This window comes from Isoptericola sp. BMS4, assembly GCF_011634835.1.
GTDB lineage: Bacteria > Actinomycetota > Actinomycetes > Actinomycetales > Cellulomonadaceae > Isoptericola.
On sequence record NZ_SIRP01000001.1, the window covers coordinates 2805915 to 2831879 of the forward strand.

Here is a 25965-nt window from a genome sequence, read left to right on the forward strand (position 1 = left end):
TGGTCACCATGACGACAGGAGCACGGACGACGAAGGAGCACGCAGCATGTCGGACCTCATGGTGGACTTCATCATCTCGCTGGACGGGTACGCGTCGGCGGAAGGGTGGCCGGGATTCTGGGGCATGGAGGGTCCGGAGTACCTGGCATGGCTCGAGGATGACGGCGAGCACGAGTACACGACGCTCATGGGAGCGAGGACGTACCGCCTGATGTCCGGCTTCGCCGCCGACATGCCGGACGACCCCGGCCTCGCCCCGCTGACGGCGATGCGGAAGGTCGTCTTCTCGACGACGCTGGAGGCACCGCTGGCGTGGGCGAACAGCGAGCTCGTCGACACCGACCCGGTCGCGGCAGTCCGCGACATGAAGACCCGTGAGCCCGGCCCCCTGCGCACGATCGGCAGCCTGACGCTGAGCCGCTCGCTGCTGCGCGCCGGCGTCGTGGACCGGTTCCGGGTCGTGGTGTTCCCCGTGATCACCGGTGCGACCGGCCGCGAGCGCATCTTCGACGGCTACCCCGACCTCGCGCTCGACCTGGTCACCAGCCGGACGTTCGACGATCGGATCCAGCTGCTCGAGTACGTCCCGACGGTGCTCGACGGCCCCCCGCGGGCCGACGACTGACGCGGGCCGCCTACCGCGCCGCGGGCTCGCCGCCGCGCATGATCGACGTCATCTTCTTGCCCCGCGCGACCTCGTCGACGAGCTTGTCCATCCAGCGGATCCGCTGCATCAGCGGGTCGTCGATCTCCTCGACCCGGACCCCGCAGATCACGCCCGTGATGAGGTCGGCGTGCGGGTTCATGCGTGGCGCGCGGTCGAAGAACGTCTCCAGATCGACCTCGTCGGCGACCGCGGCGGCCAGCCCCGCCTCGTCGTACCCCGTGAGCCACGTGATGACGCGGTCCACGTCGGCGGCGTCGCGGCCCTTGCGCTCCACCTTCTTCAGGTACAGCGGGTAGATGTCGGCGAAGGGCATGCGCCGGACGCGTTCAGCGGCCATCGGTGTCGTCTCCCGTCGGTCCCGGTCGTGAGTCCGGTCAGCGCGCGGGCAGGGTCGAGGCGGTCAGGACGGTGACGCGCTCGAGGCGCTCGACCAGCGCGACCAGGCCCGCGGCGAGCGGCATCAGCAGCAGGTTGCCCACCAGCATCGGGCGCAGGAACGGCAGGCCGGCGACGTAGCTGGCCAGCAGTCCGTCGAGGCCCGGCGGGTAGAACGTGCCGCGCCCGAGCCACCAGACGCCCGCGTTGGTCCACAGATAGAAGAACAGCGAGGACCCGACGCCGAACCCGACGGCGCTGACGAACCTGGCGGCGCCCCGGGCCCGGCCCGCCCACCAGGCGCCGACGCCGACCACGGCCCACGCCGTCCACGTGAAGACGAGGACCGAGGAGTTGCCGAGCAGCACGTCGCTGACCGCCACCACGACGAGCGGCGCGAGCATCGCGAGCCGGTGCGGCAGCAGACCGGCGGCGACGAACGCGGCCGCCGTCGACAGCTCCAGGTTCGGCGGAGCCCCGAGACCGTCCTTGACCAGCCGCCAGACGACGGCCAGGACGACGAGGACGACCGCGGTGGCGGGCCGCCACCAGCGCTGGGCGAGCTCGCGGGCCGTCAGCGGCTCCAGCAGGCGCGAGCCCGTGGGGTGGACGCTCACTCGAACTCCTCCAGCTTCCACGTGATCGTCTGGCCGTCCTTCGTCTCGAGCGTCCCTGCGCCGACCTGGGCCTGCTCACCGTCCACGTACAGGGCCCAGAACTCCGAGTCCTGGTCCGCCTCGCGGCCGCGGATCGCCGTCACGAAGGCGTTCTCCCCCTCGCCCTGCACGCTCGCGTCCGGGTCGTGCTCCTCCAGCAGCTCGAGCGCCGTCCTGCCGTCCTCGCCGTCGTACGAGAACTCGGTGAGGTTCTCGGCGACGTGCTCGGTCGGGTCGACCGACGCCGACGCGGACCCGGTGGGCGTCGACGCGGGGTCGGAGCCGGAGCATCCGGCCACCAGGCCCGCGGCCAGGGCCACGGCCGGCACGGCCGTGAGCAGTCGACGGAACGACGAGGAGGTTGCGGTCTTCACGGCCCGAGGGTACCCGCGGCCCGGACCCGCCCGCGCGGGGAGCCGCCATGCGGGCACCCCGCCCGCCCGGCGGGGCGGCGCCGCGGTCAGGCGTCGATGCGGGCGTGGTCGAGGGTCTGCGCGCCGGCGACGATGAACTCCTTGCGCGGCGCGACGTCGCTGCCCATGAGCAGCTCGAAGACCCGCTCGGCGGCCTCGGCCTGCTCCACGTTGACCCGGCGCAGGGTCCGGTGCCTCGGGTCCATGGTGGTCTCGGCGAGCTGGTCGGCGTCCATCTCCCCCAGGCCCTTGTAGCGCTGGATGTCCTCCTTGTAGCGCCGTCCGGCCCGGTCGAGCCGCTTGAGCGTCGCCGTCAGCTCGGCCTCCGAGTACGTGTACAGGTACTCGTTCTTGCGGCGGCCCGACCCGATCACCTCGATGCGGTGCAGCGGCGGGACGGCCGCGAAGACCCGGCCGGCCTCGAGCATCGGGCGCATGTAACGGTAGAAGAGCGTGAGCAGCAGGGTCCGGATGTGGGCACCGTCGACGTCGGCGTCGGTCATCAGGACGACCTTGCCGTACCGGGCCGCCTCGAGGTCGAAGGAGCGGCCCGACCCGGCCCCGATGACCTGGATGATCGCCGCGCACTCCGCGTTGCGCAGCATGTCGCTGATCGACGCCTTCTGGACGTTGAGGATCTTGCCACGGATCGGCAGGAGTGCCTGGAAGTCGGACGAGCGCGCCAGCTTGGCCGTGCCGAGCGCGCTGTCGCCCTCGACGATGAACAGCTCGCTGCGGTTCACGTCGTCGCTGCGGCAGTCGGCGAGCTTGGCCGGCAGCGAGGACGACTCCAGGGCGTTCTTGCGGCGCGAGATCTCCTTCTGCTTGCGCGCTGTGACGCGGGCGCGCATCTCGGCGACGACCTTGTCGAGCAGCAGCGCGGCCTGCGCCTTCTCGTCCCGCTTGGACGACGTGAGCAGCGCACCGAGCTCCTTCTCGACGACGCGCGTCACGATGCCGCGCACCGGGGCGGTGCCCAGCACCTCCTTGGTCTGGCCCTCGAACTGCGGCTCGGCCAGCCGCACGGTGACCACCGCGGTGAGGCCGGCCAGGGCGTCGTCCTTCTCGATGCGCTCCGCGCTGTCCTTGGTGGAGACCTTCAGGCGGCGGGCGTTCGCCTCCACCTGCTTGCGGATCGTCCTGAGCAGGCCCTGCTCGAACCCGGACAGGTGCGCGCCGCCCTTCGGCGTCGCGATGATGTTGACGAACGTGCGCACCTCGGTGTCGTACCCGTTGCCCCAGCGCAGCGCCACATCGACCTCGCAGTCGCGCTGCACCTCCTGCGGCGTCATGTGGCCGCGCGAGTCGAGCACGGGCACGGTCTCGGTGAAGTGGCCCGAGCCGCGCAGGCGCCACGTGCTCGTGACGGGGGTGTCCGGGGCGAGGAACTCCACGAAGTCGACGGCGCCGCCGTCGTGCTGGAAGACCTCCTCGTGCGGGCCGGACTCCCCCGGCGTGCCCGGCAGGCCGCGCTCGTCACGGACCGTGATCTTCAGCCCCGGGACGAGGAACGTCGTCTGCCGCGCGCGGGTGACGAGCTCGTCGTAGCTGAACACCGCCGTACGGGGGAAGACCTGCCGGTCCGCCCAGTACCGCACCCGCGTGCCCGTGACGCCGCGCTTGGCCTTGCCGACGACGGCGAGCTCGCTGTGGTCGGTGAACGGCGAGAAGGGCGAGTCCGGCGACGGACCCGACGCCGGGTCGTCGAAGGTGCCCGGCTCGCCGCGGTGGAACGTCATCCCGTACGTCTTGCCGCCCCGGTCGACCTCGACGTCGAGGCGCGCCGACAGGGCGTTGACCACGGACGCGCCGACGCCGTGCAGGCCGCCCGAGGCCGTGTAGGAGCCGCCGCCGAACTTGCCGCCCGCGTGCAGCTTGGTGAAGACCACCTCGACGCCGGACAGTCCCGTCTTGCGCTCCGAGTCGACGGGGATGCCGCGGCCGTCGTCCTCCACCGAGACGGAGGAGTCGGCGTGCAGCACCACGCGGATCGTGGTGGCGTGCCCACCGAGCGCCTCGTCGACGGAGTTGTCGATGATCTCCCACAGGCAGTGCATCAGGCCCCGGGAGTCGGTCGACCCGATGTACATGCCCGGTCGCTTGCGCACCGCCTCGAGACCCTCGAGGACGGAGAGGTGGCGCGCGGTGTACCCGGACTCGGACGTGGCTGTCACGGGAACGAGGGTAGACGACTCGAACGCGTGTCCGTGTGTCCCACACCGCTATGCCCGGAGCGAACCGGCCCTCCTCGCGGGATGCGGCCCGGTGGCGGGATGGTTGGATGGTCACGTGAGCACCACGACGACCGAACCCAGCCAGCCGCTGACCGCCGCCGACCGCTGCGACCGCTGCGGCGCCCAGGCGTACGTGCGAGTGGTCCTGCCCGTCGGAGAGCTCCTCTTCTGCGGTCACCACGCCCGCGCGCACGCGGACGCCTACGAGGGCGTCGCCGTCCACGTCCAGGACGAGACCGACCGGCTCCACGCCGAGCACGGAGCGGGCTGACACGCTCCCCGACCCCGATCGACCGACGAGGGCCCCGCTCCGAGACCGGAGCGGGGCCCTCGTGCGTGCGGCTCAGCGCACCGCCAGCCGGGCCACCTCCTCCGGCGCCAGCGCGCGGTCGAAGATGCGCACGTCGTCGACGGCGCCGTGCAGGAAGTCGACCTGCTCCCCGCCGTACTCCCCGCGCCCGATCACCGTGCTGCCCGAGGACTCGGGCGCCGTGCACACCTGCCGCTCGTCGACCTTCTCGCCGTCGACGTACAGGGCGAGCGTGCCGGCCTCCGCGTCACGCACGCCGGTCAGGTGGTACCACCGCCCGGGCTCGGGCTCGGCGGGCGACAGGGCGCGCATCCCGACGAAGCTCATGGCCCAGCGCCGGTCCTGCCCCGAGTACTGCAGGAAGAAGGCGCTGTTCGTGCCCGTGTCCTGGCTGACGACGGTCTGGAACGCGCCGCCCACCTCGTCCAGGCGCACCCACGCCGAGGCGGAGTAGCTGGCGTCGGTACGCACCAGCGGCGCCCCGGTGTCGGCCTGCCCGGCGCCCGCGAACGAGAGCGCGCCGCCGGCCACACCGTCGGTCCAGGTGGTGCCGGTCAGGGCGGCGTCGGCGTCCCCCGCCGCGTCGCCCGCCACGGCTCCGGCGCCCTCGTCGAACCGGTAGGCGTGCACCCCCTCGAGGCCCGGCGTGCCGGGGTCGACGTCCGGCGGGGCCGAGCCGCTCCCGTCGGCGGTGCGGACGATGGCCTCGTTGACGGCGCGCACCTGGTCGAAGTCCATCTTCTCGACCTGCCGGTCGTAGGTGAAGAACCCGTTGACCTCGTGCTCGACGTCGGTGATCTGGGTGTACACCGAGCCGCCGACACCGCACTGCTGGGCCGCGGTGATGACGTCCCGCTGGTTCTCGACGTACCGGCGGGTGAGCGTGGCCCGGTCCGGCGTCATCTCGTACGCGTGCCCCTCGCCGAACCACATGTGGCCGTCGACCTCGAGGCCGAACCCGCCGTGCTCGCCGTCGATCGACGCGCGCGTCGCGTCCGGCACCGGCTCCGCCGGACCGACGTACTGGTGCCAGTCGATGACGTCACCGGCCCCGCTGTCGCCGAGCGAGGCGCAGCAGTTGACGCCGCTGTGCGCGTCCACGAGGCGCGAGGGGTCCTGCTCCTTCACCTCGCGGGCGATCCGACCGGTGGCCTCGCGGGACCACTCGGCCCAGCCCTCGTTGAACGGCACCCAGCCGATCACGGACGTCCAGCTCGAGTGCTGGTCGACCATCTCGTGCAGCTCGCGCTCGAACTGCTCCTGCGCCGCCGCCGGCGGCCGTCCGCCGGTGCGCATCGACGGCATGTCCTGCCACACGAGCAGCCCGAGCCGGTCCGCGTGGTAGAACCAGCGGTCCGGCTCCACCTTGATGTGCTTGCGCACCGTGTTGAAGCCGAGCTCCTTGTGCTGCTCGAGGTCGAACGCCAGCGCCTCGTCGGTGGGAGCGGTGTAGATCCCGTCGGGCCAGTAGCCCTGATCGAGGGTCGAGAGCAGGAAGAGGACCTCGCCGTTCAGCGTGATGCGGTTCTTGCCGTCCTCGCCCGGGGCCACGCCGATCTCCCGCATGCCGAAGTACGAGTCCACGGTGTCCACCGGCCGTCGGCCGTCGAGGAGCCGCACCCGCAGGTCGTAGAGGAACGGGTCGTCGGGCGACCAGAGGTGGGCGTCGGGCACGGGCAGGTCGAACGCCTCGCCCACGACGCCGGTCGTGCGGCTCACGGGCTTCCCGCCCGCGCGGACGACGGCCTCCACCGTCGCGCCGTCGGCCGCTCCCCCGCCGTCGACCGTCAGCGACAGCGTCTCCGTGTCGATGTCCGGCGTCATGTCCAGCCGCTCGACGTACGCCGGGGCGACCGGCTCGGCCCACACGGTCTGCCAGATGCCGGACGCGCCCTCGTAGAAGATGCCGCGGTCGGGCGTGCGGCGCTGCTTGCCCACCGGCTGCCAGGTGGCGTCCGTGCGGTCCGTGACGCCGACGACGACCTCCTGCGGCCCGGAGCGCGTCAGCGCGTCGGTGACGTCGGCCGAGAACCGGCCGTAGCCTCCGGAGTGCCGGGCCACCTCGTGGCCGTTGACCCACACGGTGGCCTCGTGGTCGACCGCGCCGAAGTGCAGCAGGACGCGCTGCCCGGCGGTGCGCCAGGAGGCCGGCACGTCCATCGTGCGCCGGTACCACATGTGGTCCTCGTGCCGTGCCACGCCGGAGAGGTCCGACTCGGTCGGGTACGGCACCAGGATCCGTTCGGCGAGCTCCTCGCCGAACGGCGGGGCCTCCCCCGCTGACGCCCCGGAGAACTGCCACAGGCCGTTGAGGTTGACCCAGCGCTCGCGCTCCAGCTGGGGCCGCGGGTACTCCGGCAGCGCGTTGTCCGGCGTGACCTGCGAGGTCCAGGGCGTGGGCAGCCGGGCGTCGGTGACCGGCCAGGCCCCGCCGGCGCCGTCGTCGGTCGGTGGGACGGACGACGCGGGCAGCGGTGCGGCCACGGCCAGCACCCCGCCGGTCGCGACCGCCGCGAGCGCCGCCACCAGCCGGCGACGTCGGGACGATGCTGCTCGGGGGCGGGAACCCGCCCGTGGATCGTGTGCTCTGAATCGGGACGACAACGCTGTCACCTCTCCTCGGTCCACTCCGTCGTGACGAGACCACCGCACCGGGTCCGCGCGCGTCGTGCAACTCGAGACCCGCCGGGGACGCACGGCGAACGCACGAGGGCCCGGCCCCGGAGTACCGGGGACGGGCCCTCGTCAGGCCGCCTGTGCGACGACGACCGCGGCGGGAATCAGTCCAGGTAGTCCCGCAGCACCTGCGAGCGCGACGGGTGGCGCAGCTTCGACATCGTCTTGGACTCGATCTGCCGGATGCGCTCCCGCGTGACGCCGTAGACCTTGCCGATCTCGTCGAGCGTCTTGGGCTGGCCGTCCTGCAGGCCGAACCGCATGGAGACCACGCCGGCCTCCCGCTCCGAGAGGGTGTCGAGCACCTGGTGCAGCTGCTCCTGCAGCAGGGTGAACGACACGGCGTCCGCGGGGACGACGGCCTCGGAGTCCTCGATGAGGTCACCGAACTCGCTGTCGCCGTCCTCGCCGAGCGGGGTGTGCAGCGAGATGGGCTCGCGGCCGTACTTCTGGACCTCGACGACCTTCTCGGGGGTCATGTCGAGCTCCTTGGCCAGCTCCTCCGGGAGCGGCTCGCGACCGAGGTCCTGGAGCATCTGGCGCTGGACGCGGGCCAGCTTGTTGATGACCTCGACCATGTGCACCGGGATACGGATGGTGCGGGCCTGGTCGGCCATCGCGCGGGTGATGGCCTGGCGGATCCACCACGTGGCGTACGTCGAGAACTTGTAGCCCTTGGTGTAGTCGAACTTCTCGACCGCGCGGATCAGACCGAGGTTGCCCTCCTGGATCAGGTCCAGGAAGAGCATGCCGCGACCGGTGTACCGCTTCGCCAGCGAGACGACCAGACGCAGGTTGGCCTCGAGCAGGTGGTTCTTGGCGCGCTTGCCATCGTGCGCGATCCACCGCAGGTCACGCCACATGCGCCGCTCGTCGGCGGTGGCCTTGGTGCGGTCGAAGTCGGCGTAGTCCTTCGCGAGGCGCTCCTCGGCGAACAGGCCGGCCTCGATCCGCTTCGCGAGCTCGACCTCCTGCTCGGCGTTCAGCAGCGCGACCTTGCCGATCTGCTTGAGGTAGTCCTTGACCGGGTCGGCCGTGGCCCCCGCCGTGACGACCTGCTGCGCGGGCTGGTCCTCCTCGTCGGAGTCCGAGTACACGAAGCCGGCCTGCTCGTCGTCCTTCGAGGAGCCCTTGCCCGACGTCGCGGCGGGCGCCTCGACCTCCCCGAGCTTCACCCCGGCGTCGGTGCCCTCGCCGGGCTCCGCGACGTCGTCCTTCGCCTTGCGTCCACGACCGGTGGACTTCGCCGTGCGGGTGGCCGACTTGCGGGCGGGCTTGGCCGGCGCGGTCTCGGTCGCGTCGCCCGACGGCCCTGCCTCGTTCTGCGCCGGCTCCTCGACGGCCTCGGGCGCGGGGGGCGCGGGGGGCGCGGCGGGCTGGGGCGCCGGCTTCGCGGCGGGCGCCTTCGCGCGGGTCGCCGTCGCGCGGCCGGAGGTCGCGGCCGCGACCTTGGTGGCCGACGGCACCCCGATCTCGACCCCGGCGGTGGCGAGCGCGCGCAGCACCGCCTTCAGGCGCTTCGGGTCACCGACCGAGGCCTCCTCGCAGGCGACGCGGAAGCTCTCGGCGTCGACACGACCGGCGGCGGTGCCGCGAGCGAGCAGCTCCTGCAGAGCAGGGTGCTCGAACTCGCGGGGAAGAGCGGGGTTCTGCGCAGTGGACGCCACAAACCGACCTTTCGGCATTCGAGGGGACGGTGCTCCGCCGTCATGGCCGAGGACTCGGTGGGCCGAGGCTCGGGCGGACACCCAATATTGTAACGGCGACACCCGTGGCGACGCGGCACCGCAGGCTTCTGCGCCCGCCCGTGCGTCCCGTGTCACCGGTCCCACCGTGATCGTCACAACGTCCGGGGTGCCGTGAAGATTCCCGCCGGATGCCCGCCGTGGCGCGCCTGCGCGCCTTCGTCCGCCGTCGCGCGAGCCGGCGCTCGCACCACGACACGCCCGGCGTCCGTCACGAGCGTCACACCACGTCCCGGCCCCGCGACGGCGAACCGGCCGTGGCGTCACGGCGCCGCGGCGACCTCATGGCCTCACCGCGAGGGCTTCACCGCGAGCACCGGGCACGGCGCCTCGAGAAGGATCCGCTGCGCGCCCGAGCCGAGGATGAGCTTGCCCACGGGGCTGCGGCGCCGCAGCCCGATCACGATGAGGGCGGCCGAGGCCTCGTGGGCGGCGCGGACGAGGTCCTCGGCCAGGTCGCCGGTGCCCGTGACGACGGTGTGGTCGAGGTCCTCGCCCTCCAGCCGAGACCGCGCCGCCGCCAGCGCGTCCTCGTCGGGCCGCGTGACGACGAGAGTGAGGGGGGCGCCGCGCTCGCGGGCCTCGGTCATGGCTGCGGTGAGCGCCGCCTCGCCTTCGGCGGTGCTCAGAAGTCCGACGACGATCGGGGGTTCCACGCTCACACTGCGGCACGCTACCCGACACCGCACGGCCGTGGGCGCTCCGTCGTCCCTCGCGTGGTCCCCCGTATGGCCCGCGGCCGCCCGACCGCGTCACGACCGCACCCAGCCCGGCGGCACCCCGGCGTCGAGCACCGCCCCGAGCAGGGCGGCGAGCCGGTACCCCGTGTCCGCCGAGGTCGCCTCCTGGAGCCGGTGCGCCGCCCGTCCGCCGTCGCCCTGCCACCATGCCAGGAACGCCAGCAGCGTCAGCGCCGGCGCGTGCCGCCGCCGCGGCACGTGCGCCACGACCTGCTCCAGGACCAGGGTCGCGGACCTCGCCACCGCGGGGTCCGGGACGACGGCGACGCGGGGGTCGACCACGCGCGCCACGGCACGGGCCGTGGCTGCCTCGACGCCACCGTCCGCCGCGTCCTCGCCGGCGCCCGGGCCCGGCGGCCCGTCCGGCGACGGGTGCGCGCCCCGGGCCGACGACGCGGGCACGCGGCTTCCGGGACCAGGGCGCGCGGACGCGGTACGACGGGCCACGTCCTCGCCACCAGGGACCAGCGACAGGAGCACCGCGTCCCGCACGGCGAGGTCGCCCAGGGCCACGGCGAGGCGCCCGAGCCGTGCCGGCGGCAGCGCCGCGGCACCGGGCGGCCCCGCGTCGGCCTCGCGGGCCGCGTGCCGCACCAGCTCGCACCACAGGTCGTACCCGGCGGTCCGGCGACGTGCCCGTGCCGCCGCTCCTCCGGCGACGTCCGGCGCTCCCCCTCGCTCGGCGCCACATTCAGCATCACGTCCGGCACCGGGTTCTGCATCACGTTCGACGTCGTGCGCCCGCCCGGCGCGCTCCGCGCGGGTCGCCGCCCTCGCCGCGCGGGCGCGGCACGGTTCGGGCGCCGGCCGGATGCGGTACGCGTCCTCGGGCGAGTCCGCCACGGCGCACCCGGCGACGACGAGCGCGGCGTTGACCGCGCGGTGCTCCAGGTCGGTCGGGGGATGCCCCTCCGGAGGGCAGCACGCCGCGTCGTCGCAGTCCAGGCCGCGGTACCCGTGCGGGGACACGAGCCAGGGTTCGACGTCCGCCACCCGCTCGAGCGCCGCGAGCACGGGCTCGACGCGCGGACGGAACGTCGACGGCTCGCGCGCGGTGTGCACGGCGATGAGGAGGTCCGTGGCGCTGGTGCGGTGCAGGGCGGCGACGAGCCGGCCGACCGGGTCACTCGCGCGGTCCCGGACGGCGCCGGCAAGGTGCAAGTCGTCGAGCGCGACACGGACGACGAGGTCGACCGTGCCACGGGCGCCGACGCAGACCACCACGAGGCTCTCGCGGGGCCGGTAGCCCAGCAGGTACGGCACGGCGGCGAGCAGGTCGCGCGACGAGCGGGCACGGACGGTGGCGACCGCGCCGTCGACCGCGTCGGACGGCCCGGTGGGATCGGGACGGGCGGAGAAGTAGGTGGCGACGGTGGGTGTCATGCGACCGATCCCAGCCGGTCGTGCCCGTCGCGGCCCCCGGCTCGCGCACATCTGTGCGTGCCCGCCGACTGTGGGCACGGTCGCAGGGGCGGGATCCCGCCGCCGCGTGCCGGCGACGGAACGGCCGGCAACGGCCGCTGCGGTCGGTGTCGGGGCGCCGTCCGCGACCCGCTACGGTGGGCGCCGTGCGCCAGCCTCCCGTCCCCCCGGTCCCGTCGTGCGGCGGCGGCCGCACGGGCCCGGGCCGCGGTCGCGCCTCCGTCGCGGGCGTCGCGGCGGTGACGGCCCTGCTGGTCGGTGTCGTCGGGGCCTGCGGGGTCGGCGGCGTCGCCGACGGCGACCCGACGGGGACCGACGCGAGCGGCCTCACCGCCGGCAACGACGGATCCGGGCGCGGCGCGCGGGACGGGGCCGGGACGCCGTCGGCGCCACCCACGCAGCCCGACGCAGCGCTGCCCACCTTCGCGCCCGGGACCGCCGTCGGCGGGTACGCGCCCGGGTTCCCCCGCGACCTGCTCGGAGCGCCCGACGACGCGACCGTCCTGGCCAGCTCGGTGTCCGACGGCGCGGGGAAGCTGACCGACGTCACCCTCAACCTGTCGACGCAGCGCAGCGTCCAGGAGGCGCTCGACCAGCTCGCCGGGCCCCTGCGCGACGCGGGGTTCAGCGAGTCCGAGACGGCCGCGTTCTCCGGGCTCACGGCGCACACCACGTTCACCCGCGAGGCGAAGGGCGACGGCCCGGTCGAGACGGTGCTGCTCGGCGTGCTGGACGACGGCGACCGCAGGCTGGTCACGGTGAGCGGGTCCGTGGTGCGCTGACCCCCTCCGGCGACGCGGGGCCGTCGGCTTAGGCTGTCGTCCATGCCTACCGCCACCGCGCTCGTCGACCTCGAGAACCTTCGCCACGACGTGGACGCGGCGGTCGACGGGCACATGGACGGGCTCGCCGCCGAGGTGTCGGGCATCGGCGCGTCGGCGGCCGCCCTCACCACCCAGGCCTCGGTGCTGCTCCGAGGTGGCAAGCGGCTGCGTGCGGCGTTCTGCTACTGGTCCTACCGGGCGCACGGCGGCCCGGCCGACGGACCGGGCCGCGAGGCGGCGGTCCGCGCCGGCGCCGCCCTCGAGCTCTTCCAGGCGGCCGCCCTGCTGCACGACGACGTCATGGACGCCTCCGACACCCGCCGAGGTCTCCCGACGGCGCACCGGGCCTTCGAGGCCCGGCACGCCGAGGCGGGGTGGTCCGGCGACGCGGCACGCTTCGGGACGGCGGCCGCGATCCTCCTGGGCGACCTGTGCCTCGTCGCGTGCCAGCGGGAGATGGCGGCCGCCGTCGCGGGGCTCCCGGCGGACCGCGCGGCAGCCGCCCGCGCCCTGTTCGACGCGATGCAGACCGAGGTCGTCGTGGGCCAGTACCTGGACGTGCTCGTGCAGGCCGAGCCGTGGGGCGTCGACCCCGCGGGGGACGAGGCCCGGGCGCGGACGGTGCTGCGCGCGAAGTCCGCCCGGTACTCGGTGGAGCGCCCGCTCGTGCTGGGCGCCGTGCTGGCCGGCGCCCACGACGGCGGGGCGGCCGTGGCGGCCGCCGGGCTCCCCCTCGGCGAGGCGTTCCAGCTGCGTGACGACGTGCTCGGCGTCTTCGGGGACCCGGACGTGACCGGCAAGCCGGCAGGCGACGACCTGCGGGAGGGCAAGCGCACCGTCCTCGTCGCCCGCACGATGGCGGGTGCCGGGCCCGACGACCGCGCGCTCCTCGCGGCGCGCCTCGGGGACCCGGGGCTCGACGAGGACGCCGTGCGCCGCCTGCGGGAGGTCATCACCGCCAGCGGCGCGCTCCCCGGCGTGGAGGAGCTGATCGCCGCGCTCACGGCCGAGGCGCTCGACGCCCTGGCCGCGGCCGACCTCGAGCAGTCCGCCCGCCGGGTGCTGGTGGACCTGGCGCACGCCGCGGTCGACCGGGCCGCCTGACGGGCGCTCAGGGCCGACGCCGGCGCGGGCGGCGCGAGGCCCGACGGGCCCCGCGCGTCGACGATCAGGCCAGCGCCTGGGCGACCCGCCGGACCTCGTGCTTGCGTCCGGCACGCAGCGCCTCCATGGGCGCCGTCCCGATCGACTCGTCCGGCGTGAAGAGCCAGGCCAGGATCTCCGTGTCGGTCAGCCCGGCGTCCGACAGCACGAGCACGGTGCCGCGCAGCGAGGCGAGGACGTGCCGGCCGCCGCGGCCGTCGTCGTCCGGGACGAGGAACGCCGCCGGGACCTGGAACGTCCGCCGCTCCCCCCGCCGGACCCCCACGAGGAGGCGCTCGGAGACCTGGCGCCGGACCTTGCCGACGTCCACCCCCGTCTCCTCGGCGACGTCGGGCAGGGTCAGCCACCCGTCGACCAGCGCGTCGAGCTCGGCGAGGTCGTCCGAGGGGCCGTTCGTGGGGTCGTCCGGGCGTTCACCGGGAGCAGGCGTGGCACTCACCGGGCCAGCCTACGGCCCGCGGGGGCGCCCCGCGCCTACACTCGTCGCGTGGCCATCACGACGACCGACCCGCTCCTCGGCCGCCTGGTCGACGGGCGGTACGAGATCGTCTCGCGCGTGGCGCGCGGCGGCATGGCCACCGTCTACCTCGCCACGGACCGGCGCCTGGACCGCGAGGTCGCGATCAAGGTCATGCACCCGCACCTCGCCGACGGCGTCGACGGCGCCGCGTTCGTCTCCCGCTTCCGTCGCGAGGCGCGCGCCGCGGCCCGCCTCACCCACCCCGGCGTGGTCGCCGTCTACGACCAGGGCCTCGACGGCGAGACCAGCTACCTGGTGATGGAGTACGTCCCCGGCGAGAACCTGCGGCGGATGCTGCACGACCAGGGCCCGCTGGACGTCGGGCGCACCCTCGACGTCCTCGCCCAGGTGCTGGACGCCCTGGCGGCGGCGCACCGACGTCAGCTCGTCCACCGGGACGTCAAGCCGGAGAACGTCCTCGTCGTGGACCCGGCCGCCGGCGACCTGGAGACGGCGACCGGTCACGGCGCCGCCGAGCACGACCGGCGCGACCGGGTGAAGGTCGCGGACTTCGGGCTGGCGCGTGCGGTCACGGAGGTGACCTCGACGGCGACCGGCACCATCCTCGGCACGGTCGCCTACCTGGCGCCCGAGGTGATCACGAGCAGCGCCTGCGACGCCCGCACCGACGTGTACGCGGTGGGGGTGCTGGCCTACGAGATGCTCACGGGCACGCTCCCCTACCCGGACGAGGCTCCCCTGCAGGTCGCGTTCCACCACGTGCACGAGGACTTCCCCCCGCCGTCGGAGCGGTTCGACCGGCTCCCGGAGGCGGTGGACCGGTTCGTCGCGGCCTGCACGGCGCGCGACCCGCGCGCCCGCCCCGCCGACGCCGCCGTCGCCCTCGAGCTCGTGGGGCGCCTGCGCGCCGAGCTGCCCCCCGAGGTCCTGGCGCTGCGCGCCGACCGGCCGCGCCCGCCCGGCTCCGGGGAGCAGGACGACGTGGCGTCGTCCGCGGCCTCGGGCGGCGCTCCCGGCCTCGCCTCCGGCTCGGGGCCCGTCGACGGGGAGCACGGCGGCGCGCACGACGCGCCCGCCGGCGACGCCGACGCGCCCGACCCGGACGCCGGCAGCACCGACGCCGTCGACGCCATCCCCGCCGGGTTCTTCCAGGAGCTGTCCGCCCCCGTCGCGGCGCAGCCCACCGACGTCCTCGTCGAGCAGCCGACCCGCGCCCTGGCGTCGCCCGGTACCGACCGGCCGCGCCGCGGCCGGCGGCGCGCCGTCGCCTGGGTGCTCGCCGCCCTGCTGGTCGTCGGGGGCGGCGGGGCGGGCGCCTGGTGGTGGTTCGAGGACGGACCCGGAGCCTGGACGTCCGTGCCCGCCGGAGTGGCCGGCGTCCCCGCCGACGACGCCGAGGCCGTGCTCGCCGACGCCGGTCTCGAGTCCACCACCACCCGCACCTATGACGACGATGTCCCCCGCGGCTCGGTCGTCACCACCAGACCCGCGCCGGGCGAGCCGGTGCGCCTCGACGGGTCGGTCCGGCTCGTGGTGTCGCGCGGCGTCGAGATGCTCGACGTGCCCGACGAGCTGCTCGGGCTGAAGGCGCCCCGGGCCACGGCCGCGCTGGAGGGCGCCGGCTTCACCGTGACCGCGCCCGAGGGCGAGTACGACGACGAGGCGGCGAAGGGCACCGTGCTCGCCGTGTCGGTGCCGGAGGGTTCGCGCCAGCGGCACGACACCGAGGTGACGCTCACGGTCTCGGACGGCCCCGCCCCCGTCCAGGTGCCGCAGGAGGTGGGCAAGGAGAAGGACGAGGCCGTCGCCGACCTCGAGGGCCTGGGCCTGCGGGTGGAGCTGGCCGAGCCCCGCTACTCGGAGAAGATCCCGGCAGGGCACGTGATGAAGCAGTCGCCGAAGCAGGGCACGACGGCGCACCGCACCGACACGGTTGAGCTCACCGTCTCCCAGGGGCCGCCCCTGGTGACGGTGCCCGACGTCGTCGGCATGAGCAGGGCCGACGCGACGAAGGCGCTCGAGAAGGCCGGCCTCGAGGTCGAGGAGAACGTCTACCTCGGCGGCCTGCTGGACACCGTGCGCTTCCAGGACACGACCGGCGAGGCCCCGAAGGGCAGCACCGTCACCGTCACGGTCTGGTGAGCATCTCCGCGACGCGGAACGCCATCTCCAGCGACTGCTGGTGGTTGAGCCGCGGGTCGACGAGCGTCTCGTAGCGCAGCGCCAGGCCGTCGTCCGAGATCTCCTCGCTGCCGCCGAGCACCTCGGTGACGTCGTCGCCGGTCAGCTCCATGTGCAGGCCGCCCGGGACGGTGCCGAGCGCCTGGTGCACCTCGAAGAACCCGGTGACCTCGTCGAGCACGTCCGTGAACCGGCGCGTCTTGTAGCCGCTGTCGGAGGTGATGGTGTTGCCGTGCATGGGGTCGGTCACCCAGGTGACCCGGACGCCCGCCGCCGTCACCTGCTCCACGACGCCGGGCAGCACGTCGCGGATCCTGCCGGCGCCCATCCGGGTGACGAACGTCAGCCGGCCGGGCTCGTTGTCCGGGTTGAGCCGCTCGGCGAGCGCGATGGCGTCCTGGCCCGTGGTGGTCGGCCCGAGCTTGACGCCCACGGGGTTCGCGACCCGGGACAGGAACTCGACGTGCGCGCCGTCGAGCTGGCGGGTGCGCTCGCCGATCCACAGGAAGTGCGCCGAGGTGTCGTAGGCGCGCCCTGTCCGCGTGTCGACGCGGGTGAGAGCGCGCTCGTAGTCGAGGACGAGCGCCTCGTGGCTGAGGTAGAACTCGACGCCGCGCAGGGCCTCGAAGTCGGCCCCGCAGGCCTCCATGAACCGCACGGCGCGGTCGATCTCCGAGGCGGTGCGCTCGTAGCGGGCGTAGGCCGGGTTGCGCATGAACCCGCGGTTCCACTCGTGCACGCGGCGCAGGTCGGCGTACCCGCCCTCGGTGAAGGCGCGCACCACGTTCGCGGTCGCCGCGGAGATCCGGTACGCCTGCTCCAGACGGCGCGGGTCGGGCGTGCGGGACTCGACGGTGAACTCGTGGCCGTTGACCATGTCGCCGCGGTAGGCGGGCAGCGTGACGCCGTCGCGCGTCTCGGTGTCGCTGGAGCGCGGCTTGGCGTACTGCCCCGCGAGCCGGCCCATCTTCACCACCGGGGTGCTCGCCCCGTGGGTGAGGATGACCGCCATCTGCAGGATCGTGCGCACCTTGTTGCGGATGCGCGTCGCGCTCGCGTCCGCGAACGTCTCGGCGCAGTCCCCGCCCTGCAGGAGGAACGCCTCGCCGCGGCCGGCCGCGGCGAGCCGCTCCGTGAGCTGCACGGCCTGCGCGGGGACCACCAGGGGTGCCGCGCCGGCCAGGCGCCCGGCCGCGGCCGCGAGCGCCTCGGCGTCCGGCCAGGTGGGCTGCTGTCGCGCCTCGAGCGTGCGGAAGCGGTCGAGGCCCTCGGGGTCGGTCCCCGGTGCGACGGTGTCGACGGCGGTGGTCATGCGGCTCTGGGCTCCTGGCGGGTCGGTGGGGAGGGAACGGAGCTGGTTCGGTGGGGGCTGGAACGGCGCCGGGTCGGAGGTTCGGGGGGCCGCCCCGGCCGGTCGGGCCGGGGCGGCCCTGTGCGTCAGTGCGCGGCGGGCTGCGCCGGCACGAGCGGCTGGCCGATGGCCTCGAGGATCTCGCCGAACCAGGGCTGCGAGACGTCGAAGGCCTTGCCGCCGGCGATGCGCGGGAACGCGATCGCCTTGAGCTTGTCCTGATCCTCCTCGTCGTGGCCGATGACGCCGGCCTCGCCCCGCAGGGCGCACTCGACGGCGAGGTCGGTCATCGACTTGATGAGGCGCAGGTCCTCGGCGTTGGCGGCCGCCGCGCGCGAGTAGTAGCCGGACTTCTGCACCATGACCTTCTCGGCCCCGAGGCGCTCGGCGAACTGCTTGGCGAACCACTGGCCGGGGTTGATCGTGTCGAGCTTGACGTGGCCGAACGGGTCGCGCTGGACCTCCTCGCCGGCCGCCTCGAGCTGCGCGACGATCTCGTGCATGCCGGCGCCCTCGGACAGGAAGATGTTCACGTTGCCGTGGGTGTCCATGACTCCCTTGAGCCGCTCGGCCTCGGCGTCGATGTCGATGGCGAGCTCCGGCAGGAAGACCGCGTGCACGTCCCAGCGCTCGCGCGTCAGGCCCAGCGCCGGCGCGAACTCCTGCGCGTCGAGCCAGCGGCGGTACTCGGCGGCCGCGGCGGCCGTGAGCCAGCCGCAGTGCCGGCCCATGACCTCGTGCACGATGAGCATGCGCGGGCCCGAGCGGTGCTCGCCGATGACGTTCGCCGCGAAGCCGGCGGCCTCCTCGGCGGCGGTCCAGGCGCCGAGGGACTGCTTGATCGGCACGACGTCGTTGTCGATCGTCTTGGGCAGGCCGACGACGGTGAGCTCGTAGTCGTTCTCGTGCAGGTACGCCGCCAGGTCCGCGGCGGTGGTGTTGGTGTCGTCGCCCCCGATGGTGTGCAGGACGTCGACGCCGTCCGCCTTGAGCTGCTCCGCGGCGACGTGCAGCGGGTCCTGCCCCTCGGCGACCAGGCCACGCTTGACGCAGTCCGCGGCGTTGGTGAGCTTGACCCGCGAGTTGCCGATGGGCGAGCCGCCGAACCGGTGCAGGATGCCCGCCTGCTTGCGCCCCTCGTCGTCGACGACGATCTTCGTCCCGGTCAGCAGGCCGTGGTAGCCGTACTGGTACGCGATGATCTCGATCGAGGGGTCGAGCTCGGTGTAGCGCTCGATGAGGCCGCCGACGGCGGAGGACAGGCAGGGCGCGAAGCCGCCCGCGGTCAGCAGGGCCACACGACGAACCGACATGACAGCAAATACCTCTCGGTGGGGGACGAACTGCTCCCACATCCTACGAGCCGCCCCGTGCGCCGGGCGCCGGTGTCCACGGACGCCGCGGCCGGTCTCCCCCGGGCGCCTGCCCCGGGCGTGAGAGGATGTCCCCAGGACCTCCCCCGCCTCCGGGCGCCGGGAGGTTCTTGTGTATGCAGCACTCCACGAGCACGACCGAGCCCGCCGTCCCGCTCGACGTCCGCCCGGCCACCGCGGCCGACGTCGACGTCCTGGACCGGCTGTGGGCCCTCTTCCAGCACGACATGTCGGCGGTGACCGGCGCCCTGCCCGACGCCCGCGGGCGGTTCCGGGACGAGCGGCTGCGCGCCGCCCGCTCCGACCCGGGGTGGGAGGCGTGGCTCGCGCGTCTCGGCGGCCGCCCCGCGGGCCTCGCGGTCGTCCGGGGGCTCGACGCCCCGGTCCGTGTGCTCTCGGGCTTCTTCGTCGTGCGGGCGGCACGCCGCGGCGGCGTCGGGCGGCGGTTCGCGCGGAGCGTCCTCACGTCCCGGCGCGGCGACTGGGAGGTGGCGTTCCAGCACGCGAACGGCGCGGCGGCGGCGTTCTGGCCCCGCGTCGCGGCCGACGTCGCCCCGGGCGCGTGGACGCTGGCGCACCGGCCGGTCCCCGGCCGCCCGGAGCTGCCAAGGGACGCGTGGATCCGGCTGCGCGTGCCCTGACCGGCCGCGTGCCCGCCGACGTGTCTGCCGGAGGTCGCGCCCGGCGTCACAGCCGGCGCCGCGGCCGCACCCGGGCGCTCGGGTCAGTCCGTGCGACCCGGGTCACGGCCGGCGGCGAGCCGGGCCTTCATGGTCGCGGCGTACACGTCGACGTACTCCTGCTCCGACAGCCGCAGGATGGCGTACATGATCTCGTCGGTGACCGAGCGCAGCACGAACCGGTCGTGCTCCATGCCCTGGTAGCGGCTGAAGTCGAGCGGCTCGCCGATGACGACGCCGATCGCCTTCGGCCGCGGGACGGCCCGGCCGAGCGGCTGGGCGACGTCGGTGCCCACCATCGCCACGGGGACCACGGGCGCGCCCGACTCCAGGGCGAGGCGCGCGACCCCCGTCTTCCCGCGGTACAGCCGCCCGTCGGGGCTGCGGGTGCCCTCCGGGTAGATGCCGAACAGCTCGCCGTCCGACAGCACCCGCAGCCCGGTGCGCAGCGCGGCCTCGCTGGCCTTCCCGCCTGAGCGGTCGACGGGGATCGTGCCGACGCCCCGCATGAACCCGGCCACCAGCCGGCCCTTGATCCCGCTGCCGGTGAAGTAGTCGGACTTGCCGAGGAACTGCACCTGGCGCTCCAGCACGAGCGGCAGCACGAACGAGTCGATGACGGCGAGGTGGTTGCTGGCCAGGATGGCCGGCCCGTCGGCCGGCACGTTCTCCACGCCCCTCGTCCACGGGCGGAAGGCCAGCCGGAGCCACGGCCCGACCAGCACGTGCTTCATCACCCAGTAGAACAACGGTCCTCCTTGCCGTCGGCGTCGTGGTGCACCCCGGTCCTCGATACGACGTCGCCCACGACGTCGTCCACGACGTAGGAACGGACGTGGGAGGAACAATAGAGTGAACCCATGGCCGCACCGAACCCGGACGCCGATCCTGACACGCCGGACGACCTGCCCGACGACGCCGTCGAGGCGCGCTGGGCGGACATCGTCGAACGCCTCGGGTCGCTCGACGTCCAGCCTGGCACGTCCGCAGGGTCCGTGCCCGACGCCGCCCGGACGGCGGACGACGACGGGCCGGGCAGCATGTCGGAGGACGGGCCGGACGGCACGGCCGACGTCGTCCCGCCGCCACGCGCCACCGGGCCGCGGGACTGGCCCACCACGCCCGAGGTGGAGGCGCTCGAGGAGGCGGAGTCGCACTTCGTGCCGCCCGAGCCGGAACCGGTGCTCTCCCGCGACCCGCTCCTGACCCTGTGCTGGGCGGTCCTCGTGGGCGTGCCCGTGCTCACCGTCGCGCTCGTCGTGGTGCGGGCGATGGTCCCCACGCTCCACGTGCCCGCGTGGCTCGGTCCCGCCGGCGGCGTCGCGTTCCTCGCCGCGGTCGTGGTGCTCCTGTGGCGCATGCCGCACCGCCGCGACCCGGAGGACGACGACACCGGCGCCGTCGTCTGACCGGCACGGGCCGCGGGCCCCGGGCCCGCGGCCGGCTCGTCAGCGACGGGCCAGGTCGGCGGCGCCGACGATGCCGGCCTCGTTGCCGTGCTCGGCCAGCTCGATGTGCGCCACGGGCCGGTGCCCGAGCGCCGACAGCTGCGCCTCGTACGCCCTGCGGACCGGGGACAGCAGCAGGTCCCCGGCCGCGCCCACCCCGCCGCCGATCACGAACAGCTCGGGGTCCAGCAGCGCCGCCACCGACGCCGCGCCCTCCCCGATCCACCGGCCGAGCGTCGCGAGGAGCTCCACCGCCAGGGGGTCGCCCTCCTGGGCCGCCTGCGTCACGTGCGGGCCGGTGATCCCCGACGGCTCGCCGCCGGCCAGGTCCAGCAGCCGCGTCGCCCGGCCGGGCTGCGCCACCGCAGCGTGGCGCGCGTCGCGCACCAGCGCCGTCCCGGAGGCGTACTGCTCCCAACACCCCTCGTGCCCGCAGCCGCAGTAGTGCCCGCCGGGCACGACGCGCATGTGCCCGACCTCGGCCGCCACGCCCCACTTGCCGCGCACCAGCTCGCGGTCCACGACGACCGCCCCACCGAGCCCGGTGCCGACGGTCAGCATCAGCATGTCCGTCGCCTCCCGGCCGGCGCCGTAGCGGAACTCGGCCCAGCCCGCGGCGTTGGCGTCGTTCTCGACCACCACCGGCACGTCGAGGTCCAGCAGGCTCTCGATCCGCTCGGCCAGCGGGTACTCCCGCCACGCGATGTTCGGCGCGAACAGCACCGACCGCCGGTCCGGGCTGACGAAGCCGGCCGCCGCGAGGCCGATCGCCCCGACCTCGTACTCCTTGGCCAGCTCGCGGCACGCGTCGGCGATCGCCCGGTCGATGTCGGCGACGTCGTCGGGCTCGGTCTCGCGGCGGACCTTCGCCAGGATCGCACCCGCCTCGTCCACCACACCGACAGCGATCTTGGTGCCGCCGATGTCGACTCCGATGGCGTGCATGCGTGAACCTCACGTTCTCGTTCCTCGGGGATGTCGCGACACCGCGACGGGGAGCAGACGCGCCGGGGCGCGCGGGTCCAGACTAGCGAGACGACGGGTCGTGGTGGAACGCCCGCCCACGGTCCGGGCACCCCCGGGTCCCGGGACGGCGCGGACCACCGTTGAGACCCGGTATCGTGACGGCCACCACGAGCCCTGCCACTGGAGTCAGCCATGGACGAGATCACCACACCGCAGGCGGTCGAGCTGCCCGCGACGTCGAACCTCAACGACCTCCTCGCCACCCGGGTGGCGAAGAACCCGCAGGCGCCGCTCGCCGAGCGGCACGGGGCGCACGGCTGGGAGCCCGTCTCCGCCGCGGCGTTCGACGCGGAGGTCGTCGCCGTGGCCAAGGGCCTCGTCGCCAAGGGCGTCCAGCCCGGCGAGCCCGTCGGGATCATGTCGCACACGCGGTACGAGTGGACCCTCCTCGACTTCGCCGCCTGGGCCGCCGGCGCCGTGCCGGTGCCGATCTACGAGACCTCGTCGGCCGAGCAGGTCGAGTGGATCCTCACCGACTCCGGCCTCACCGTGGCCGTGGTCGAGAACGACGAGCTCGCCGCCACCGTCGGCGAGGTCGCGGACCGCGCCCCGGCGCTGCGTGAGGTGCTCACCCTCGACGCCGCCACCGGCGAGGGAGCGATCGCCGAGCTCGTCACCGCCGGGGCCGACGTGCCCGACGACGAGATCGCGCGCCGGCGCGCGATCGCCGACCTGGAGGACCTGGCGACCATCATCTACACGTCGGGCACCACCGGGACCCCCAAGGGCGCCGAGCTGACGCACGCCAACTTCGCCCTGCTGGCGGTCAACGCGGTCGCCGCGGTGCCGGAGGTCTTCAAGGACGGCGGGCGGACCCTGCTGTTCCTGCCGCTGGCGCACGTCTTCGCCCGGTACATCGAGATCCTCGCGGTGGCGAGCGGCACCGTGCTCGGCCACTGGGCCGACCTCAAGACCGTCACGGAGGGCCTCGGGTCGTTCCGCCCCACCTACATCCTCGCGGTGCCGCGCGTCTTCGAGAAGGTCTACAACGCCGCCGAGCAGAACGCCGCGGCGGGCGGCAAGCTCAAGATCTTCCACTGGGCCGCGGCGACCGCGATCGCGTACTCGCGAGCGCTGGACGCCCCCAGGGGCCCGTCGCCGTGGCTGCGCCTGCAGCACAAGCTCGCCGACGTCCTCGTGTACGGCAAGCTCCGCGCCGTGCTCGGCGGGCAGGCGCGATACGCCGTCTCAGGCGGTGGGCCGCTCGGCGAGCGCCTCGGCCACTTCTACCGCGGGCTCGGCCTGACGGTGCTGGAGGGCTACGGCCTCACCGAGTCCACCGCCCCCACCAGCGTGAACCGCCCGGAGTCGACGAAGATCGGCACGGTCGGCCCGCAGCTGCCGGGCTGCGGCGTCCGGATCGCCCCGGACGGCGAGATCCTGCTGCGCGGGATCCAGGTGTTCCGGGGGTACCACGACAACCCGGAGGCCACGGCCGAGGCGTTCGACGACGGCTGGTTCCGCACCGGCGACCTCGGCACGCTCGACGACGACGGCTTCCTCACGATCACCGGCCGCAAGAAGGAGATCATCGTGACCGCCGCGGGCAAGAACGTGGCCCCCGCGATCCTCGAGGACCGGCTGCGCGCCCACGCGCTGGTGAGCCAGTGCGTGGTCGTCGGGGACAACCGCCCGTTCATCGGCGCCCTCGTCACGCTCGACGCCGAGGGCCTTCCCGGCTGGCTCAAGATGCACGGCAAGCCGGAGATGACGCCCGCGCAGGCCGCGACCGACCCCGACGTCCTGGCCGCCCTCGACGGCGCCGTCACCCGCGCCAACCAGGCCGTGTCCAAGGCGGAGTCCATCCGCAAGTTCGCCGTCCTGCCCGGCGACCTCACGGTGGAGAACGGCTACCTCACGCCCAAGCAGAGCGTGCGCCGGCACGTCTTCGTCGAGGACTTCGCCGCCGAGATCGACGAGCTCTACGTCGACACCCGGGACAAGTCGCCGCGCTGACGCGCCGCGGCCCTCCCGGCGCGGCCCTCCCGGGGGCGTGTCGGGAGCGTGTCGGGGGCGCACGCTAGCGTCCCGCGCATGCCGAGCCCCTCGCCAGGCCCGACGCCGCTCACCTCAGCGGGCGTCCAGCCGTCGTTCGACGACCTCGGCACCCCGCTGAGCGACGTCACGTTCGTCGTCGTCGACCTGGAGGCCACCGGCGGCCGCGCCGCCGAGGACGGCATCACCGAGATCGGGGCGGTCAAGGTGCGCGGCGGCGAGGTGCTCGCCGAGCTGCAGTCGCTCGTCGACCCGGGACGCCCCGTCCCCGCGTTCGTCGCGCGCCTGACGGGGATCACGACGGCGATGGTCGCGACGGCTCCGCCGCTCGACCTCGTGCTGCCGAGCTTCCTCGAGTTCGCCCGCGGCACGGTCCTCGTCGCGCACAACGCCCCCTTCGACGTCGGGTTCCTGCGGGCCGCCTGCGAGCGCCTCGGCTACGCCTGGCCAGGGTTCCCGGTCGTGGACACGCTGGCGCTCGCGCGCCGCGTCGTGACGCGCGACGAGGCGCCGAACCACAAGCTGGCGACGCTGTCCGCCCTGTTCCGTGCCCGCACGTCGCCCGAGCACCGCGCGCTCGCCGACGCCCGCGCGACCGTCGACGTGCTGCACGCGCTGCTGGAGCGGCTCGCCCCGCTCGGCGTGCAGCACCTCGAGGACCTCGCCACCGCGGCCGACCCGGTGCCGCCCGACGTCCGCCGCAAGCGCACCCTGGCCGACGGCCTGCCGGAGGGCCCGGGCGTCTACCTGTTCCGCGGCCCGAAGGACGAGGTGCTGTACGTCGGCACGTCGACCAACATCCGCAAGCGCGTGCGCTCGTACTTCACCGCGGCGGAGAAGCGGCGCCGGATCACCGAGATGGTGCGGCTGTCGCACGCCGTCACCCCCGTCGTGTGCGCCACGCCGCTGGAGGCGCAGGTCCGCGAGCTCCGGCTCATCGCCGAGCACGCCCCGCGGTACAACCGGCGCTCCAAGCACCCCGAACGGCGCACGTGGGTGCGGCTCACCGACGAGCCGTACCCGCGGCTGTCGATCGTCCGCGAGGTCCGCGCCGGGTCCCCGCACATCGGCCCGTTCACGTCGCGCCGGACCGCCCAGGAGGCCGTGGACGCCCTGCACGACGCCGTGCCGCTGCGGCAGTGCACGGCCCGGCTCCCGCGCGCCGCCCGCACCCCAGGCAGCCCCTGCGCGCTGGCCGGGATGGGGCGGTGCGCGGCGCCGTGCACCATCACCGGCGCCAGCACCAGCACCGACACCGACGGCCCGCTCGCCGGACACGGTGCACGTGCGGCCGCGGAGTACGCGTCGGCGGCGCGGGCCGCCGCCGACGCCCTCACCGGCGACCCGGGTCCGGTCGTGCGGGCCCTCGCGGAGCGCGTGGCGCGGCTCTCGGCCACCGAGCGGTTCGAGGAGGCGGACCGGGTGACGGCCCGGCTGCGGGCGTTCGTGCACGGCGCCGCCCGCGCCCAGCGCCTCGGACCGCTGGCCAGCTGCGCCGAGCTCGTGGCGGCCCGCCCCACCCCGCCGGGCGGCTGGGAGATCGTCGTGGTGCGGCACGCCCGGCTGGCGGCGACCGCCGTCACCCGTCCCGACGAGGACCCGCTGCCGGTGGTCGACGCCCTGCGGGCCACGGCCGAGGTCGTCCCCGCGCCGGTACCACCCGCGCCCGCGGGTCACCCCGAGGAGGCGGCGCTCCTGCTGGAGTGGCTCGAGGGGCCCGGGGTGCGCCTGGTGCACGTCAGCGACCGCTGGGCGTGCCCCGTGCGGTCCGCAGCCGCCCACACCGGCCTCGGCCTGGTGTCCGACACCGTGGAGCGAGCCATGGCCGGCGAGGACCGCGACGAGGCGCACGGGGAGCCGACCGGCCGCGGGTCCGACGGCGCCGCCGCCCCGGTGGCTACGATGGCGGCATGCTGACCGCGATCGTGCTCATCGACACCGAGGCCGACCAGATCCCCGAGGTCGCCACCCAGGTCACGAACCTGCGGGGCGTGAGCGAGGTCTACTCGGTCACGGGCAAGGCCGACCTGGTGGCCATGGTCCGCGTCCGGGAGCACGAGACCCTCGCCGACGTCATCGCCGACGGCATCAGCAAGGTGCCGGGCGTGGTGCGCACCGAGACGCTCATCGCGTTCCGGGCGTACTCGAACGTCGACCTCGAGCAGGCGTTCGCCCTCGGCCTCGACGACTGACGGAGCCACGGC

23 protein-coding genes are annotated in these 25965 nt (G+C 74.5%); 10 read left to right on the plus strand and 13 right to left on the minus strand.

Annotation, left to right across the window (positions count from 1 at the left end):
- Window positions 1–46: 46 nt before the first annotated feature.
- Window positions 47–625 (plus strand): dihydrofolate reductase family protein, encoded by a 579-nt coding sequence (locus tag EYB28_RS12610; RefSeq protein ID WP_166848396.1) that lies wholly within the window; start codon window positions 47–49, stop codon window positions 623–625.
- Between the two features lie 10 nt (window positions 626–635).
- Here EYB28_RS12610 and EYB28_RS12615 read toward each other — a convergent pair whose 3' ends face one another.
- From EYB28_RS12615 to EYB28_RS12630, 4 genes are all read right to left on the minus strand, one after another.
- Complete coding sequence (locus EYB28_RS12615; RefSeq protein ID WP_166848399.1) at window positions 636–1004, minus strand: DUF2200 domain-containing protein; 369 nt, start codon at window positions 1002–1004, stop codon at window positions 636–638.
- 37 nt (window positions 1005–1041) lie between these two features.
- Window positions 1042–1659, minus strand: a complete 618-nt coding sequence (locus EYB28_RS12620) for a DUF6580 family putative transport protein (protein WP_240930541.1) — start codon at window positions 1657–1659, stop codon at window positions 1042–1044.
- Window positions 1656–2072: a DUF4430 domain-containing protein gene (locus EYB28_RS12625; RefSeq protein ID WP_166848402.1), complete on the minus strand. Its 417-nt coding sequence runs from the start codon at window positions 2070–2072 to the stop codon at window positions 1656–1658. The genes EYB28_RS12620 and EYB28_RS12625 overlap by 4 nt, the downstream gene beginning before the upstream one ends.
- An 86-nt stretch (window positions 2073–2158) precedes the next feature.
- Complete coding sequence (locus EYB28_RS12630) at window positions 2159–4285, minus strand: type IIA DNA topoisomerase subunit B (RefSeq protein ID WP_166848406.1); 2127 nt, start codon at window positions 4283–4285, stop codon at window positions 2159–2161.
- 115 nt (window positions 4286–4400) lie between these two features.
- Here EYB28_RS12630 and EYB28_RS12635 point away from each other — a divergent pair, with 115 nt between their 5' ends.
- Entirely contained in the window at window positions 4401–4616 is a 216-nt protein-coding gene (locus tag EYB28_RS12635) for a hypothetical protein (protein ID WP_240930542.1), read from the plus strand.
- A gap of 72 nt (window positions 4617–4688) precedes the next feature.
- Here EYB28_RS12635 and EYB28_RS12640 read toward each other — a convergent pair whose 3' ends face one another.
- From EYB28_RS12640 to EYB28_RS12655, 4 genes are all read right to left on the minus strand, one after another.
- Entirely contained in the window at window positions 4689–7181 is a 2493-nt protein-coding gene (locus EYB28_RS12640) for a LamG-like jellyroll fold domain-containing protein (RefSeq protein WP_205710911.1), read from the minus strand.
- A gap of 254 nt (window positions 7182–7435) precedes the next feature.
- Window positions 7436–8998: an RNA polymerase sigma factor gene (locus EYB28_RS12645; RefSeq protein ID WP_240930543.1), complete on the minus strand. Its 1563-nt coding sequence runs from the start codon at window positions 8996–8998 to the stop codon at window positions 7436–7438.
- A 368-nt stretch (window positions 8999–9366) separates the two neighbouring features.
- Complete coding sequence (locus EYB28_RS12650; RefSeq protein ID WP_166852345.1) at window positions 9367–9666, minus strand: universal stress protein; 300 nt, start codon at window positions 9664–9666, stop codon at window positions 9367–9369.
- Window positions 9667–9828: 162 nt separating this feature from the next.
- On the minus strand, window positions 9829–11199 hold the full coding sequence (locus EYB28_RS12655; RefSeq protein WP_166848409.1) for a DUF4192 family protein: 1371 nt from the start codon (window positions 11197–11199) through the stop codon (window positions 9829–9831).
- Between the two features lie 185 nt (window positions 11200–11384).
- Here EYB28_RS12655 and EYB28_RS12660 point away from each other — a divergent pair, with 185 nt between their 5' ends.
- Both EYB28_RS12660 and EYB28_RS12665 read left to right on the plus strand, forming a co-directional pair.
- Window positions 11385–12020 carry a hypothetical protein gene (locus EYB28_RS12660; protein ID WP_166848412.1) on the plus strand — a complete coding sequence of 212 codons (636 nt, stop codon included), beginning with the start codon at window positions 11385–11387 and terminating at the stop codon, window positions 12018–12020.
- 42 nt (window positions 12021–12062) lie between these two features.
- On the plus strand, window positions 12063–13166 hold the full coding sequence (locus EYB28_RS12665) for a polyprenyl synthetase family protein (RefSeq protein ID WP_166848415.1): 1104 nt from the start codon (window positions 12063–12065) through the stop codon (window positions 13164–13166).
- Between the two features lie 64 nt (window positions 13167–13230).
- Here EYB28_RS12665 and EYB28_RS12670 read toward each other — a convergent pair whose 3' ends face one another.
- Window positions 13231–13665 carry an Rv2175c family DNA-binding protein gene (locus EYB28_RS12670; RefSeq protein WP_166848418.1) on the minus strand — a complete coding sequence of 145 codons (435 nt, stop codon included), beginning with the start codon at window positions 13663–13665 and terminating at the stop codon, window positions 13231–13233.
- A 48-nt stretch (window positions 13666–13713) separates the two neighbouring features.
- Here EYB28_RS12670 and EYB28_RS12675 point away from each other — a divergent pair, with 48 nt between their 5' ends.
- On the plus strand, window positions 13714–15849 hold the full coding sequence (locus EYB28_RS12675) for a Stk1 family PASTA domain-containing Ser/Thr kinase (RefSeq protein ID WP_166848421.1): 2136 nt from the start codon (window positions 13714–13716) through the stop codon (window positions 15847–15849).
- On the opposite strand, the gene EYB28_RS12680 is transcribed toward EYB28_RS12675, so the two are convergent.
- Complete coding sequence (locus EYB28_RS12680; protein WP_166848424.1) at window positions 15836–17200, minus strand: class II 3-deoxy-7-phosphoheptulonate synthase; 1365 nt, start codon at window positions 17198–17200, stop codon at window positions 15836–15838. The two genes, EYB28_RS12675 and EYB28_RS12680, sit on opposite strands and share 14 nt — an antisense overlap.
- 125 nt (window positions 17201–17325) lie before the next feature.
- On the minus strand, window positions 17326–18552 hold the full coding sequence (locus EYB28_RS12685; protein WP_166848427.1) for a pyrophosphate--fructose-6-phosphate 1-phosphotransferase: 1227 nt from the start codon (window positions 18550–18552) through the stop codon (window positions 17326–17328).
- Between the two features lie 176 nt (window positions 18553–18728).
- On the opposite strand from EYB28_RS12685, the gene EYB28_RS12690 reads away from it, so the two are divergent.
- The gene (locus EYB28_RS12690) at window positions 18729–19253 is read left to right on the plus strand and encodes a GNAT family N-acetyltransferase (RefSeq protein ID WP_166848430.1); all 525 of its coding nucleotides are present in this window, start codon (window positions 18729–18731) and stop codon (window positions 19251–19253) included.
- A gap of 83 nt (window positions 19254–19336) precedes the next feature.
- Here the strand turns inward: EYB28_RS12690 and EYB28_RS12695 are convergent, their stop codons facing one another.
- Window positions 19337–20041, minus strand: a complete 705-nt coding sequence (locus EYB28_RS12695; protein ID WP_166848433.1) for a 1-acyl-sn-glycerol-3-phosphate acyltransferase — start codon at window positions 20039–20041, stop codon at window positions 19337–19339.
- A 111-nt stretch (window positions 20042–20152) separates the two neighbouring features.
- On the opposite strand from EYB28_RS12695, the gene EYB28_RS12700 reads away from it, so the two are divergent.
- Window positions 20153–20701, plus strand: a complete 549-nt coding sequence (locus tag EYB28_RS12700; protein ID WP_166848435.1) for a hypothetical protein — start codon at window positions 20153–20155, stop codon at window positions 20699–20701.
- 39 nt (window positions 20702–20740) lie between these two features.
- Here EYB28_RS12700 and EYB28_RS12705 read toward each other — a convergent pair whose 3' ends face one another.
- The gene (locus EYB28_RS12705) at window positions 20741–21685 is read right to left on the minus strand and encodes an ROK family glucokinase (RefSeq protein ID WP_166848437.1); all 945 of its coding nucleotides are present in this window, start codon (window positions 21683–21685) and stop codon (window positions 20741–20743) included.
- A 213-nt stretch (window positions 21686–21898) separates the two neighbouring features.
- Here EYB28_RS12705 and EYB28_RS12710 point away from each other — a divergent pair, with 213 nt between their 5' ends.
- From EYB28_RS12710 to EYB28_RS12720, 3 genes are all read left to right on the plus strand, one after another.
- A complete protein-coding gene (locus tag EYB28_RS12710; protein WP_166848439.1) occupies window positions 21899–23722 on the plus strand; it encodes a long-chain fatty acid--CoA ligase in 1824 nt (607 codons plus the stop codon).
- Between the two features lie 78 nt (window positions 23723–23800).
- On the plus strand, window positions 23801–25678 hold the full coding sequence (locus tag EYB28_RS12715; RefSeq protein ID WP_166848441.1) for a DEDD exonuclease domain-containing protein: 1878 nt from the start codon (window positions 23801–23803) through the stop codon (window positions 25676–25678).
- Window positions 25672–25953 carry an Lrp/AsnC family transcriptional regulator gene (locus EYB28_RS12720; protein ID WP_166848443.1) on the plus strand — a complete coding sequence of 94 codons (282 nt, stop codon included), beginning with the start codon at window positions 25672–25674 and terminating at the stop codon, window positions 25951–25953. The genes EYB28_RS12715 and EYB28_RS12720 overlap by 7 nt, the downstream gene beginning before the upstream one ends.
- Window positions 25954–25965 lie beyond the last annotated feature (12 nt).